Consider the following 14,103-nt stretch of genomic DNA (forward strand, 5'->3'; position numbering starts at 1 on the left):
CGGGGCGGCCGGCGGCAGCAGGCCCGGGGCGGCCGGCGGCAGCAGGCCCGGGGCGCGGGGAGAACGCGCGGAGGGCCGGGGTGCCGGTCCGCACCCCGGCCCTCCGTGCCGTCCGCCGCGCGGTCAGCGCCGGTCGACGAGCTTCCACACGGCCGGCAGCAGCCCCATCGCCAGCGCCGCCTTCAGCGCGTCCCCGATCAGGAACGGGGTCAGTCCGGCCGCGACGGCGGCGGAGGCGGACATGCCGGTGGCCAGGGCCAGGTACGGGACGCCGACGGCGTAGATGATCGCCTCGCCCAGCAGCATGGCGCCGGCCATCCGCCACGGGGAGCGGTCGGCACCCCGGCGGGCGAGCGCGCCGACCGCGGTGGCGGCCAGCAGCAGGCCGATGACGTACCCGAAGGACGGGGCGGCCGCGCCGGAGCCGCCGTCCGCGAACCACGGCACACCGGCGGCGCCGGCCAGCACGTACAGGGCGAGCGAGAGGAAGCCGCGCCCGGCGCCCAGGGCGGTGCCGACCAGCAGGGCGGCGAAGGTCTGGCCGGTCACCGGCACCGGGGTGCCCGGGACCGGCACGGCGAGCTGGGCCGCGAGGCCGGTGAGCACGGCACCGCCGGCGACGAGCGCGGCGTCGCGGACGCGGGTGGAGGGGAGCAGGTCGGCGAGGACCTGGCCCGGACGGGCGGGTACGGCAGCGGTGCTCATGGGGACTCCGCGGGGTGAGGGTGGGTCGGGACACCGTGACGCTAGCCCAGGGCATCCGGGGCGATCACCGTCACCGCCCGACAAAGGCGGCGGCCGGCCTGTGGTTGGCTCCTTACAAAGGGTGTCGGTGACACGTAGGGAACCGTGAGAACGGTCACTGAGGTGGAGACGTATGGCTCACTCCGGAGTGGCCGGAAGCGGTCTGTAGGTTCTCGCCAAACGGGCCACCACGGGACGGACCCCGCCCCGGCCTCTACACTCCCTACGGTTGTCCCCCTGTCCCCTCACGTACTGGACGAGCCGCGCCCATGTCCCGCATCACTCCCGCAGAGGCCCCGCCCGAGGCGGACGCGTCCCTGTCCCACGGGCTCAAGCAGCGCCACCTGTCGATGATCGCCCTCGGTGGCGTGATCGGCGCCGGGCTGTTCGTCGGCTCCGGCGCGGGCATCGCCGCCGCCGGGCCGTCGATCGTCGTCGCCTACGTCATGTCCGGCCTCCTGGTGATGCTGGTGATGCGGATGCTGGGCGAGATGTCGGCGGCGTATCCGTCGTCGGGGTCGTTCTCCGCCCATGCCGAGCGGGCCATCGGTCCGTGGGCCGGCTTCACCGCGGGCTGGGCGTTCTGGGTGCTGCTGTGCACGGCCGTCGGGCTGGAGGGCATCGGCGCCGCGAAGATCGTCAGCGGCTGGCTGCCGGGCACGCCCGAGTGGGCCTGGGTGGCGCTGTTCATGGTGGTGTTCTGCGGCACGAACCTCGCGGCCGTGAAGAACTTCGGCGAGTTCGAGTTCTGGTTCGCCGCCCTGAAGGTCGGCGCGATCTCGCTCTTCCTGGTGCTGGGCGTGCTGGCGATCGCGGGCGTCCTGCCCGGCACGGACTCCCCCGGCGCGAGCAACCTGACCGACTTCATGCCGGGCGGCGGCGAGGGCCTGGTGATCGGCCTGCTCGCCTCGGTGTTCGCTTACGGCGGCCTGGAGACCGTCACCATCGCGGCGGCCGAGTCGGAGGACCCGGTGAAGGGCGTGGCGAGCGCGGTCCGGACGGCGATGTGGCGCATCGCGCTGTTCTACGTCGGCTCGATGGCGGTCGTCGTCACCCTCGTCCCGTGGGACTCGCCGGAGGTCGTGGAGAGCGGGCCGTACGTGGCGACCCTGGACCACCTGGGCATTCCGGGCGCCGGGCAGTTGATGAACGTGGTGGTGCTGGTCGCGCTGCTGAGCGCGATGAACGCCAACATCTACGGCGCCTCGCGGATCGGCTACTCGCTGGTGCGGCGCGGTCAGGGACCGCAGGCGCTGGGCCGGGTGTCGGGCGGGGTGCCGCGGGTCGCGGTGCTCGCCTCCAGCGTCTTCGGCTTCGTGTGCGTGGTGCTCAGCTACTGGCGGCCGGACGACGTCTTCCCCTGGCTGCTGAACATGATCGGCGCGGTCATCCTGGTCGTCTGGATCTTCATCGCCGTCTCGCAGCTGCGGCTGCGCCGCCGGCTGGAGCGGGAGGCGCCGCAGAAGCTGGTCGTGCGGATGTGGGCGTTCCCGGTGCTGACCTGGCTGGCGCTGGCGGGCATGGCGGCGATCTTCGTGCTGATGGCCCGGGAGCCGGACACGCGGGTGCAGCTGTACTCGACCGGCGCGATGACGGTGGTCCTGGCGGCCGTGGGCTACGGCTGGCAGCGGGTGCGCGCCCGGCGCTGACCCGACGCGACCCGCCGAAGGCCCTCACATACTCCGTGAGGGCCTTCTTGTTGTGAGATTGTAGTTGCAAATAATGTGCAACAAGAGCAGCACCTGCCGCTCGGAGGGGACCCCCGCATGCCCGTCTACACGCTGCCTGACCTGCCCTACGACTACTCCGCACTCGCCCCCGTGATCAGCCCCGAGATCATCGAGCTGCACCACGACAAGCACCACGCGGCCTATGTGAAGGGGGCCAACGACACGCTGGAGCAGCTCGCCGAGGCACGCGACAAGGAGCAGTGGGGCTCGGTCAACGGCCTGGAGAAGAACCTGGCCTTCCACCTCTCCGGCCACATCCTGCACTCGATCTACTGGCACAACATGACCGGTGACGGCGGCGGCGAGCCCCTGGCGAACGACGGCGTGGGCGAGCTGGCGGACGCGATCGCCGAGTCCTTCGGCTCCTTCGCCGCCTTCAGGGCGCAGCTGTCCAAGGCCGCGGCCACCACGCAGGGCTCCGGCTGGGGCGTCCTGGCGTACGAGCCGCTGAGCGGCCGGCTGATCGTCGAGCAGGTCTACGACCACCAGGGCAACGTCGGGCAGGGCGCCACGCCGATCCTCGTCTTCGACGCCTGGGAGCACGCCTTCTACCTCCAGTACCGCAACCAGAAGGTGGACTTCGTCGAGGCCATGTGGCAGGTCGTCAACTGGCAGGACGTCGCGAAGCGCTACGAGGCCGCCAGGTCCCGCGCCGACGTGCTGCTGCTCGCGCCCTGAGGCGCACCCCCGGAACGCCCCGCCTCGTGATCGTCTTCTCACCTTTCACCGGGCGGGCGGAAAGAAAGAAGACCCCCGCGAGGACGTGACTCGCGGGGGTCTTCCGCCATCGGCTCTCAGAGGTCATCGGCTCTGAGAGGTCATCGGCTCTCAGAGGTTGCTGAAGTCCGGGCCCTGGGTGCGGGTGCGCTTGATCTCGTAGAAGCCGGGGACCGAGGCCACCGCGAGGGTGCCGTCCCACAGACGGGCCGCCTCCTCGCCCCGGGGGGCCGGGGTGACGACCGGGCCGAAGAAGGCGATCTGTTCGCCGTCCGCGCCGGGGACGGCGATGACCGGGGTGCCGACCTCCTGGCCGACCTTGTCGATGCCCTCCTGGTGGGAGGCGCGCAGCTGGGGCTCGTAGGGGGTGCCGTCCCAGTGGTCCATCAGGGAGTCCGGCAGGCCCACGTCCTTCAGGGCGGCGGCGACCGCCTCCTTCTCCGGGCCCTCTCCCTGGTTGTGGATGCGGGTGCCGAGCGCGGTGTAGAGGTCGCCGAGCACCTCGGCGCCGTGCTCCTGCTGCGCCGCGATGACGACCCGTACCGGACCCCACGCCTTGGTGGCGAGCATCTCGCGGTACTCCTCGGGGAGTTCGTCGAGCTTGTCCTCGTTCAGCACGGCGAGGCTCATCAGGTGCCAGCGGACCTCGATGTCCCGGACCTTCTCCACCTCCAGCACCCAGCGGGAGGTCATCCAGGCCCAGGGGCACAGCGGATCGAACCAGAAGTCGACGGGGGTCTTGTCCGACATGTCTCTCCTCATGAGGAAGCGATTCTCCCGGGGTCGTCCGCAGAACACCGCCGTCCCTCCCGCCATTCCCGGCTGCCCCGGGTCAGCAGCGCATGGCAGGATCGGTCCTGTTCAGCAGTCTCCGCCACAGCCCGAGGGAGTGCCGCCCGTGCCCGGTGAGAATCTGTCCCGCGACGAGGCCCGGGAGCGGGCCGCCCTGCTCTCCGTCGACGGGTACGACGTGTCCCTGGACGTGCGCTCCGCGGTGGGCGAGGCGGCCGGCGACGGGCCGCGGACCTTCCGGTCGGTGACCACGGTCAGGTTCCGCTGCGCCGAGCCGGGCGCGGCCGGCTTCGCCGACCTGATCGCGCCGGCCGTCACCGCCGTCTCCCTCAACGGCCGCGACCTCGACCCCAGCGAGGTCTTCGACGGCTCCCGGATCCTGCTGGAGGACCTCGCCGCCGACAACGAGCTGATCGTCGACGCCCAGTGCGCCTACTCCCGCACCGGCGAGGGCCTGCACCGGTTCGTCGACCCCGAGGACGGCGAGGTGTACCTGTACACCCAGTACGAGCCGGCCGACGCCCGCCGGGTCTTCGCCAACTTCGAGCAGCCGGACCTGAAGGCACCGTTCCGTTTCGAGGTGCGGGCGCCGGAGGAGTGGACGGTGTGGAGCAACGGCGCCGGCCGGCGCACCGACGGGGTGTGGCGGTTCGCGGAGACGAAGCCGATCTCGACGTACATCACGTGTGTGGTGGCCGGTCCGTACCACTACGTGACCGACACCTACGAGCGGGTGTGGGCGGACGGCAGCCGGCTGGAGATCCCGCTCGGCGCGATGTGCCGCAAGGGCCTCGCGCCCTACTTCGACGCCGACGACGTCTTCCTGGTCACCAAGCAGGGCCTGGACTTCTTCCACGACCACTTCGACTACCCGTACCCGTTCGGCAAGTACGACCAGGCGTTCGTGCCGGAGTACAACCTGGGCGCGATGGAGAACCCCGGGATGGTGACCTTCCGCGAGGAGTTCATCTTCCGCGGCAAGGTGACGCAGGCGTCCTACGAGGGCCGGGCCAACGTCGTCCTGCACGAGATGGCGCACATGTGGTTCGGCGACCTGGTCACCATGGAGTGGTGGGACGACCTGTGGCTGAAGGAGTCCTTCGCGGACTTCATGGGCACGTTCGCCAACGTCGGCGCGACCCGCTTCGAGAACGCCTGGATCACCTTCGCCAACCGCCGCAAGGCCTGGGCGTACCGCGCCGACCAGCTGCCGTCCACGCACCCGATCACCGCGGACATCCGCGACCTCCAGGACGCCAAGCTCAACTTCGACGGCATCACCTACGCCAAGGGCGCCTCCGTGCTCAAGCAGCTGGTGGCCTACGTCGGCCAGGACGCGTTCCTGGAGGGTGGCCGGCGCTACTTCAAGCGGCACGCGTACGGCAACACGCGCCTGGGCGACCTGCTGTCGGTGCTGGAGGAGACCAGCGGCCGGGACATGAGCGGCTGGGCGCGGTCCTGGCTCCGGACGGCGGGCGTCAACTCCCTCACCCCGCAGGTCCTGCTGGACGCGCGGGGCCGGATCGAGGAGCTGGCGGTGGTGCAGGAGGCCGCGGAGTCGCACCCCGAGCTGCGGCCGCACCGGGTGCGGGTGGGCCTGTACCGGCGCACCCCCGGGGGCGCCCTGGAGCGGTACGCGCAGACCGAGACGGACATCGACGGGGCGCGGACGGTCGTGACGGAGCCGGCCGGTGCCGAGGCGCCGGACCTGGTGCTGGTCAACGACGACGACCTGACGTACTGCAAGATCCGCTTCGACACGACCTCGCTGGAGACGCTCAAGGGCGGTCTGGGCGACCTCGGCGATCCGCTGGCGCGCGCCCTGTGCTGGTCGGCGCTGTGGAACATGACGCGGGACGCGCTGCTGCCGGCCCGGGACTTCGTGGACCTGGTGGTGCGGTACGCCGGGCGGGAGTCCGAGATCGGGGTGGTGCAGATGCTGCACGCCTGGGCGGAGTCGGCGCTCGTCCACTACGCGGCCCCGCGGTGGCGGGCGCGCGGTGCCGCGCTGCTCTCCGAGTGCGCCGGGCGCGAGCTGCACGGCGCCGCGCCGGGCAGCGAGCACCAGCTGGCCTGGGCGCGGTTCTACGCCCGGACGGCCGAGGGCCCGGGCGACCTCGACCGGCTGCGGGGGCTGCTGGACGGCACGTACGCGATCGACGGGCTGGAGGTCGACCAGGAGCTGCGGTGGGCGTTCCTGGAGCCGCTGGTGGTGCACGAGCACGCGGACGAGAAGGACCTCGCGGCGGAACTGGCCCGGGACGACACCGCCTCCGGCAAGCGCCACCAGGTGCGCTGCCTGGCCGCCCGCCCGTCCGAGGCGGTCAAGGCGCAGGCCTGGGCGCAGGTCGTGGAGTCCGACGCGCTGTCCAACGCGCTGGTGGAGGCGACGATCGCGGGCTTCGCGCAGGCCTCGCAGCGGGACCTCCTCGCGCCGTACGCCGAGAAGTACTTCGCCGTGATCGAGCGGGTGTGGACCGAGCGGTCCATCCAGATCGGCATGGACGTCGTACGCGGGCTGTTCCCGGCGTTGCAGGACTCGCCCGGGACGCTGGCGGCGGCGGACGCGTGGCTGGCGGCGCACGAGGGGGCCGCACCGGCCCTGCGCCGGCTGGTGCTGGAGGCCCGGGACGACCTGGCGCGGGCGCTGCGCGGACAGGCGTGCGACGCGGCGGCGGCCGGCGCCTGATCGCGGCGCCCGCGTCCCGGCGCCTGAGCCCGCCTCCTGGTCCGGCGCCCGGTCCGGTGCCGCGCGTCCGCCCCTGGGCATCCGTTACCGAATACGGGTGATCCGCGCCGTAACCCCTGGTCCGCACCGAAGGGACCAGGGGTTTTCGGCTGGTTCTCGGCATCCGAACACGCGTCCTTTAGGACGAGCTTGTCCTGGTTTGTCGACGAGCGGGTAACAACGGTTACGCGGCGGACCAGGCACGGGAATCTGCCGGTCATGAACCACAACACCCCGCTCTCCCCCCGCCCCCTGCACCACCTGTCCGACAGCCGGCGCCGGGTCATGACGGCCGCGCAGCTGCGGGCCCACGGAGTCTCCGCCGCCGAGACGGACGCGCAGTGCAGGCCCGGCGGTCCCTGGCAGCAGGTCCTCCCGGGCGTGTACCTGCTCCACCCCGGCCCGCCGACCAGCGAGGAGCGGCTGCACGCGGTGCTGGCGTACGCGGCCCGGGAGACCTCCTCCGGGGTCCCGGCCCAGCCCGGCGGCGCGGAGCCGGAGCGTCCGCCGTACCCGGAGGCGATGATCACCGGCCTGGCCGCGCTGAACCTGCACGGGTTCGCCGCCGTCCCCCCGCTGCCCGCCCTGGAGCACGTCGACGTCCTGGTGCCCCGGCCGCGCCGGCTGCGATCCGCCGGCTGCGCGCGGGTGCTGCGCACCCCGGACCTGCCCACGCCGCAGCAGCGCACGGGGTTGCCGGTCGCGCCGGTGCCGCGGGCGCTGGCGGACGCGGTGGCCGACCTCGTGGACGCGGCGGCGGTGGGGCGGCTGCTCACCGAGGCGGTGCGCGGCGGTCACTGCGAACCGGCGGCGATCGTGCGGGAGCTGAACCAGGCCCGGCTGCTGAGCCGCCCGCACGTGGTGGACGCCGTGGACGCGCTGCTGGCGGAGGGGCGGGCCCTCGCGGAGGACCGCCTGTACCGCATGGTCCGCGAGTACGGCCTGCCCGACCCGGTGTGGAACGTGGACCTGCGGCTGCCGGGCGGCCCGCACCTCGGCGGCCTGGACGCCTACTGGCCGGAGCACGCGGTGGCGGTGGAGCTGGACACCCGGGCGCCCCGCCAGGGCCACCGGCAGGAGGACGACGCCCTGTGGTCGGAGTACGTCCGCAAGCGTGAGCACCTGGAGCGGCTGGGCATCACGGTCGTGCACATCACGCCGAAGAAGCTGCGCGACGCGATGGCGCAGCAGGCGACGGTCGTGCGCACGGCGCTGATGGCGTCGGTGGACCGCGACCCGGCGGCGTGCGTGCTGGTGCTGCCCCGGTAGGGAGGGGCCGGGGCGGCACCGGGAGGGGAGCGGAGGGGCCGTCCGGGCCGGGGCCGGGCGGCCCCTCCGCACGGGCGGGCACCCCCTAGCGGTGCCGCGGCAGGCAACGTTCGCCCGTGGCGGCGCGGCGTCCGGTGCGTGCTCTCGGCGTGCCGGCCGGAAGCCCTCGTACGGGACGTACTCGGGCTTCCGTCCGGTGCGGCGGGAGTGCGTGCCGGGCGTCGCGACGGGGCGAACGTCGCCTGCCGCGGCACTAACCGCCGCAGAACTCCGCTTCCAGCACCGCGTCGCTGTCGCCCGCCCAGTCGCCGTTGAAGTTCAGGGCGAGGGAGTGCCGGGCGTCGGCGGTGGTGACGGCCTCGGACAGGGAGCCGTGTATGCCGCCGTCGTGACCCCAGACGTGGACGCCGCAGGACAGCTCCCGGTCCATCAGGCCCAGCCCGTAGCGGAAGGCCGGGGCGTCGGTGACCTCGACCGTGGTCTTCATCGCCGTCAGCTGCTCCGGCGGCAGCAGCTCACCGCCGAGCAGCGCCCGGTAGAAGCGGTTGAGGTCCGCCGAGTCGGAGACCATCTCGCCGGCCGCGTACGCCCACGACGGGTTGAGCCGGGTGACGTCGTACGTCGGTCCGGTCGCCGTCGGCGCCAGCTTGCTGTACGCGCGGCTGCTGGGCCGGGGCAGGGTGGCCCGCGTGCCGGGCACCGAGGTGGCGCGCAGGCGCAGCGGTGCGAGGATGCGGTCGCGGATCTCCGCGCCGTACGGGCGGCCGGTCACCTCCTCGATCACCATCCCGGCCAGGACGTAGTTGGTGTTGGAGTACTGCCAGGACGTGCCCGGCGCGAAGTCCGGCGCGTGGGCCATCGCGACCGCCACCAGCTCGGCCGGCTCCAGGGTGTCGTAGCGGTGTGCGAGGAAGCCGTCCTTCAGCAAGTAGGTGCGGCCGAACTCCTCGTCCGAGGTGTAGTCGTGGATGCCGCTGGTGTGGTTCAGCAGCTGACGGAGGGTGACCTCACGGCCGTCGTGGCCGTTGCCCCGCACCGTGCCCGGCAGCCAGGTGTCCACGGTGTCCGCGAGCGACAGCCGGTCCTCCGCCTCCAGCTGGAGCAGCACCGTCGCCACGAACGTCTTGGTGATGCTGCCCACCCGGTACCGGTCGGCCGCCGACCGCGGCTCGCCGGTGCGCAGGTCGCCCACGCCCTCGGTCGCCCGCCAGCCGCCGTGCGCGTCGCGGGCCGCGGCCGTGGCGCCGGGCACGCCGTCCCGCACGGCGGCCCGCAGCGCCTCGCGGGTGGCGTCGTGGCCGCCCCCGCCGGGCGCCGCCAGGGCCGTGCCGGCCAGGGCGGCCGACAGCGCCACGGCCGTCGCCGCCACCAGGGTCATGCGTACGTTCATGTCCTCCCCCGTCCGATCCTTTCGGATCTTCGTCGGATCACAGTACGGTCGGGGGGAGAAACCATGGCCACCGCGTGAAGGTTGCCGGCCCCCGCGCCGGTTGAGCGGGTTTCGGCCCCTGTGGGAGCACGGCCGGGGGCCGGCCCGGCGCCGTGCCCGCACTTCTGGTGCCGCGGCAGGCGAGGTCGCCTGCCGCGGCACTAGGCCAGGTCGACGCGCCCCGCGGCCGGGCGCTCCCGCCACAGCCGCAGGCCCAGGTCGACCAGGCCGATTCGGCGCAGGGCGGGCACGGCGTCGAGGTCGTGCCAGGCGGCCATGTCGGTGGATCCGCCGATCTCGTGCCGCAGTTCGCCGCCGACCACGGTCCCCTCGTACACCAGGCGCACCGCGTGGTGGTCGGTGGCCGCGCGGAGGCGGCGGCGCGGGAAGGTGCGGTGCAGGGAGTGGACGCCGAGGATGCCGGTGACCTCGATCCGGTAGCCGGTCTCCTCCCGCACCTCCCGGCGGACGGTGTCGTAGGGATCCTCGCCGTGCTCCATGCCGCCGCCGGGCAGCACCCACTCGGGAGTGCCGTCGGGAGCCGGGGAACGGGCGAGCAGCACCTGGCCGTCGCGGACGCATATGGCGTAGGCCGCCACCCTCAACGTCTCTCGCACGAGGGGACGTTAACCCGCCGGACCGGGAATGCCACCCGCCATCCGAAATGGTCGGCTCGCCCGCTGCGTCCCCCCGCCCGCATCGCGGGTTTTCCCCATACATCCATTGCGATTCGGTCAACTCTCGTCACCTGCCCTTGCGTTGCGTAAGGCTGAGCGGTCGTCCGGGGGCAATTCCGGACTGTCTCGTTCCTTAATCACCAAGGGATGCCGATGACCCTCACCTCCCAGAGCGATCCGATACCGGGCGCCAGACGCGTGGCACGGATCGCCGTGGCCGCCGGTCTCGTCGCCGCGCTGGCCGCCGCCGGGCCGCTACCCGCGGCGTTCGCCGCGGACGCCGCGCCCGCGGCGGCCGACCCGGGCGCCAAGTCCGCGCACGACAAGCTCGGTTCCGACGACGCCGAGCTGCTCGCCGAGGCCAAGGCCGAGGGCGACAGGACCGTGACCCTGATGGTCGCCACCGCGCCCGGCGGCACCGAGCAGGTCGCCGGGCAGCTCGACGCGGTCGACGGCGGCCTGGTCGGCCGGACGTACGACCGGCTCGGCTACGTCCGGGCCACCGTGCCCACCGGCACGGCGGACGCGGCCATCGCCGCCGCCGCCAAGCTCTCCTCCGTGCACGGCATCGACCTGCGCGAGGAGATCCCGCTGGACGACCCGCGGCCCGGGGCGGGCAGCGCGCGGGGCGGCGAGGCCGCCGGCGGCTACCCCGCCCCCGGCAAGGACACCCCCGCCGAGAACCCGTACAACCCGTCCTTCGAGACCGGCGCCGTCGACTTCGTCGAGGACCACCCGAAGGCGGACGGCCGCGGTGTCACCATCGGCATCCTCGACTCGGGTGTGGACCTCGGCCACCCGGCGCTGCAGAAGACCACCACCGGCGAGCGCAAGATCGTCGACTGGGTGACCGCGACGGACCCGGTCGCCGACGGCGACGGCACCTGGCGCCGGATGACCACCTCGGTCAGCGGCCCGGCCTTCGCCGTCACCACGGCCGCGCTCGGCACCGAGACGTTCCGGGCGCCCGAGGGCCCGTACAAGTTCAGCTACTTCTCCGAGGCCGCCACCACCGGCGGCGACATGGCCGGCGACCTCAACCGCGACGGTGACACGAGCGACGTCTGGGGCGTGCTGTACGACGCCGCGTCGGGCACCGCGCGCGTCGACCTGGACGACGACCTCGACTTCACCGACGACACCGCGATGAAGCCGTACAAGGACGGCTTCCAGATCGGCTACTTCGGCACGGACGACCCCGCGACCGAGATCGCCGAGCGGATCCCGTTCGTGATCGAGATCCGCAAGGACGTGGTCTACGACGCGGCCGGCGCCAAGGCCGACTACGTCAGCATCGGCGTCATCGAGGGCTCGCACGGCACCCACGTGGCCGGCATCACCGCCGCCAACGGCCTGTTCGGCGGCGAGATGAACGGTGCGGCGCCCGGCGCCGAGCTGGTCTCCTCGCGGGCCTGCACCTGGTCCGGCGGCTGCACCAACGTCGCGCTCACCGAGGGCATGATCGACCTGGTGGTCAACCGGGGCGTCGACATCGTCAACATGTCGATCGGCGGCCTGCCCGCGCTGAACGACGGCAACAACGCGCGCTCCGAGCTGTACACCCGCCTGATCGACGAGTACGGCGTCCAGCTGGTGATCTCCGCGGGCAACTCCGGCCCCGGCGCCAACACCATCGGCGACCCCGCCCTCTCCGACAAGGTGATCTCGGTCGGCGCGACCGTCTCCAAGGAGACCTGGGCCGCCAACTACGGCTCGGCGGTGGAGAAGCGGTACGCGATGATGCCGTTCTCCTCCCGCGGCCCGCGCGAGGACGGCGGGTTCACGCCGACGCTCGCCGCGCCCGGCGCCGCGGTCAACACCACGCAGACCTGGTCGCCCGGCGGCCCGGTCGCCGAGGCCGGCTACCGCCTGCCGCCCGGCTACTCCATGCTCCAGGGCACCTCGATGGCCTCGCCGCAGGCGACCGGCGCCGCCGCGCTGCTGCTGTCCGCCGCGAAGCAGCGGGGCATCGAGCTCACCCCGGCGGCCCTGCGCACGGCGCTCACCTCCACCGCCGACCACATCCGGGGCGTGCAGGCGTACGAGGAGGGCGCGGGCCTGATCAACGTCGAGGACGCCTGGGACGCGGTCCGCGACGGGGCCACCGCGCACACCTACACGGTCAGGGCGCCGGTCGACACCGCGATCGACCAGTTCCTGAAGACCCCGGGGTACGGCACCGGCCTGTACGACCGTGAGGGCGGCCTGAAGGCCGGCCAGAAGAAGACGTACGACGTCACGATCACCCGTACGTCCGGCGCCGACCGGGCGATCCGGCACGAGCTGCACTTCGAGAACAACACCGGCGGCACCTTCCGGATCGTCGGCTCCGACGAGGTGCGGCTCCCGCTGAACCAGCCGGTCACCGTGCAGGTGCAGGCCGCGCCGGGGTCCGCCGGACTGAAGAGCGCGATCCTGGAGGTCGACGACCCGTACACCGAGGGCGTCGACAAGCAGGTCCTCACCACGGTCGTCGTCTCGCGGCCACTGGCGTACGCCTACTCCGCCTCCGGTTCGGTGCAGCGCAACAGCACCACCTCGTACTTCGTGACCGTGCCCGAGGGCGCCACGTCGCTGGAGGTCGCGCTCGGCGGGCTGAGGGACGGCAGCCAGACCCGGTTCATCGCCGTCCACCCGTACGGCGTCCCGTCCGACCCGACGTCGACGGTCAACTGCTACCCGAACTACGCCAACCCGGCCAACACCTGCCGTCCGGACGTGCGCTCGTACACCGCACCGCAGCCCGGCGTCTGGGAGATCGAGGTCGAGTCGCGCCGAACGTCGCCGCTGCTGGACAACCCGTACACGCTGGACGTCACCGTCCTCGGCGCGGCCTTCGACCCGGAGACCGTGACCGTGCCCGAGGTCCGGGTCGGCACCCCGGCCGCCGCCTCCTGGAAGGTGACCAACGCCTACGCCGCGCTCGACGGCACGCTGGCCGGCGGGCCGCTCGGCTCGTCCCTGACCGCCCGCCCGGCCGTCGCGCAGGGCGAGACCCGGACCGGCACGGTCGAGGTGCCCGCGGGCGCCACCTCGCTGGACGTCGCCATCGGCAACGTCTCGGACGCGGCCGCCGACCTGGACCTGACGGTCTACGACAGCGCCGGCGCGGTCGTCGGGCAGTCCGCCGACGGCGACTCCGAGGAGCGGGTGACGATCCCCTCCCCGGCGGCCGGCACGTACACCGTCGAGGTCGTCGGCTACTCCGTGCCGGCCGGCTCCACCGCGTACGACTACCGGGACGTCTTCTACTCCGCCGCCCTGGGCGGCGTGAACGTCGACGGCTCGGCGCCGGTGCGGCTCGGCACGGGCGGGTCGGCGACGGTCTCCGCGACCGTCACCGCCGCCGCGGCCCCGCCCGAGGGGCGTGAGTTCTTCGGCCAGGTCCGGCTGGTCAACGCGCGCGGCACGGTCGCGGGCGTCGGCAACGTGAAGATCGAGAACGTCACGCCGTAAGGCATCGGTACGGCGGTGGGGGCGGGCGTCCGGGTGGGCGCCCGCCCTCTGTCATGGGCAGGTCCCGGTCCGCGCCCGGGGCAGCGCCCCGGCGATCGCCCGCCGCTGCTCGGCGACGGCCTCCTCGCCGACGAACCAGAAGTCGGCGGTGTCGGCCCGGCGCGCCACGGCGACCAGCACGTAATCCCCCACGTGCAGGTGGCGGGGCGCGCCGAGGACGGCGTCGTCGTCCTTGACGAAGGTGACCTGCGCGGGGTCCGCCCCGGCCGGTACGTAGGAGCGGGCGACGTCCAGCGTGACGCGCTCCCGGTCGGTGCCGGGGACCGGCACCACCCGCGTCACCTCGCCCTCGGCGAGCAGCCGGGTGCAGGCCAGGTAGGCGGGCCGGCCGAGCGGCCCGGCCGGCGTGTGCGCGGAGTCCACGGCGGCGCTGTCGGCGCCGGCCCCGCTCGCCGTGTCGGTCCCCGCCCCGGACCGGGTGGCCAGCCAGCCCAGGCCCGCGAGGACCGCGGCCGCGGCGGCGACCGCCAGGCCGCCGTGGGCGATCCGCAGCAGCGGGCG

The 14,103-nt window shown here is 73.3% G+C and carries 9 protein-coding genes and 1 pseudogene; 5 read left to right on the forward strand and 5 right to left on the reverse strand.

The window, feature by feature from the left end:
• Nucleotides 1-123: 123 nt before the first annotated feature.
• Nucleotides 124-705 (reverse strand): biotin transporter BioY, encoded by a 582-nt coding sequence (locus tag ACFF45_RS33790; protein WP_381350789.1) that lies wholly within the window; start codon nucleotides 703-705, stop codon nucleotides 124-126.
• 308 nt (nucleotides 706-1,013) lie between these two features.
• On the opposite strand from ACFF45_RS33790, the gene ACFF45_RS33795 reads away from it, so the two are divergent.
• Both ACFF45_RS33795 and ACFF45_RS33800 read left to right on the forward strand, forming a co-directional pair.
• Entirely contained in the window at nucleotides 1,014-2,393 is a 1,380-nt protein-coding gene (locus ACFF45_RS33795) for an amino acid permease (protein WP_381350791.1), read from the forward strand.
• Between the two features lie 117 nt (nucleotides 2,394-2,510).
• Nucleotides 2,511-3,152, forward strand: coding sequence for a superoxide dismutase (locus ACFF45_RS33800; RefSeq protein WP_381350793.1), 642 nt, complete (start codon nucleotides 2,511-2,513; stop codon nucleotides 3,150-3,152).
• A gap of 150 nt (nucleotides 3,153-3,302) precedes the next feature.
• Here the strand turns inward: ACFF45_RS33800 and ACFF45_RS33805 are convergent, their stop codons facing one another.
• Nucleotides 3,303-3,941 carry a mycothiol-dependent nitroreductase Rv2466c family protein gene (locus ACFF45_RS33805; protein ID WP_381350794.1) on the reverse strand — a complete coding sequence of 213 codons (639 nt, stop codon included), beginning with the start codon at nucleotides 3,939-3,941 and terminating at the stop codon, nucleotides 3,303-3,305.
• A gap of 148 nt (nucleotides 3,942-4,089) precedes the next feature.
• Here ACFF45_RS33805 and pepN point away from each other — a divergent pair, with 148 nt between their 5' ends.
• Together pepN and ACFF45_RS33815 are read left to right on the forward strand one after the other, a co-directional pair.
• Nucleotides 4,090-6,672, forward strand: coding sequence for an aminopeptidase N (gene pepN, locus ACFF45_RS33810; RefSeq protein WP_381350796.1), 2,583 nt, complete (start codon nucleotides 4,090-4,092; stop codon nucleotides 6,670-6,672).
• A 258-nt stretch (nucleotides 6,673-6,930) separates the two neighbouring features.
• A complete protein-coding gene (locus ACFF45_RS33815) occupies nucleotides 6,931-7,980 on the forward strand; it encodes a hypothetical protein (protein WP_381350797.1) in 1,050 nt (349 codons plus the stop codon).
• A gap of 253 nt (nucleotides 7,981-8,233) precedes the next feature.
• On the opposite strand, the gene ACFF45_RS33820 is transcribed toward ACFF45_RS33815, so the two are convergent.
• Together ACFF45_RS33820 and ACFF45_RS33825 are read right to left on the reverse strand one after the other, a co-directional pair.
• A complete protein-coding gene (locus ACFF45_RS33820; RefSeq protein ID WP_381350798.1) occupies nucleotides 8,234-9,370 on the reverse strand; it encodes a serine hydrolase domain-containing protein in 1,137 nt (378 codons plus the stop codon).
• Between the two features lie 200 nt (nucleotides 9,371-9,570).
• Nucleotides 9,571-10,026: an NUDIX hydrolase gene (locus ACFF45_RS33825; protein WP_381350799.1), complete on the reverse strand. Its 456-nt coding sequence runs from the start codon at nucleotides 10,024-10,026 to the stop codon at nucleotides 9,571-9,573.
• 213 nt (nucleotides 10,027-10,239) lie between these two features.
• On the opposite strand from ACFF45_RS33825, the gene ACFF45_RS33830 reads away from it, so the two are divergent.
• Nucleotides 10,240-13,542: a S8 family serine peptidase gene (locus tag ACFF45_RS33830; protein ID WP_381350800.1), complete on the forward strand. Its 3,303-nt coding sequence runs from the start codon at nucleotides 10,240-10,242 to the stop codon at nucleotides 13,540-13,542.
• Nucleotides 13,543-13,593: 51 nt separating this feature from the next.
• On the opposite strand, the pseudogene ACFF45_RS33835 reads toward ACFF45_RS33830, so the two are convergent.
• A pseudogene (locus tag ACFF45_RS33835) lies at nucleotides 13,594-14,103 on the reverse strand (hypothetical protein); the annotation flags it as partial.

It is taken from the genome of Streptomyces cinereospinus, from assembly GCF_042430725.1.
Lineage (GTDB): Bacteria > Actinomycetota > Actinomycetes > Streptomycetales > Streptomycetaceae > Streptomyces > Streptomyces cinereospinus.

What these genes read in the sequence shown, in the direction of transcription:
- ACFF45_RS33790 (WP_381350789.1), bottom strand. Translation starts at nt 705, where the DNA reads ATGAGCACCGCTGCCGTACCCGCCCGTCCGGGCCAGGTCCTCGCCGAC.
- ACFF45_RS33820 (WP_381350798.1), bottom strand. Translation starts at nt 9,370, where the DNA reads ATGAACGTACGCATGACCCTGGTGGCGGCGACGGCCGTGGCGCTGTCG.
- ACFF45_RS33795 (WP_381350791.1), top strand. Translation starts at nt 1,014, where the DNA reads ATGTCCCGCATCACTCCCGCAGAGGCCCCGCCCGAGGCGGACGCGTCC.
- ACFF45_RS33815 (WP_381350797.1), top strand. Translation starts at nt 6,931, where the DNA reads ATGAACCACAACACCCCGCTCTCCCCCCGCCCCCTGCACCACCTGTCC.
- ACFF45_RS33830 (WP_381350800.1), top strand. Translation starts at nt 10,240, where the DNA reads ATGACCCTCACCTCCCAGAGCGATCCGATACCGGGCGCCAGACGCGTG.
- ACFF45_RS33805 (WP_381350794.1), bottom strand. Translation starts at nt 3,941, where the DNA reads ATGTCGGACAAGACCCCCGTCGACTTCTGGTTCGATCCGCTGTGCCCC.
- ACFF45_RS33800 (WP_381350793.1), top strand. Translation starts at nt 2,511, where the DNA reads ATGCCCGTCTACACGCTGCCTGACCTGCCCTACGACTACTCCGCACTC.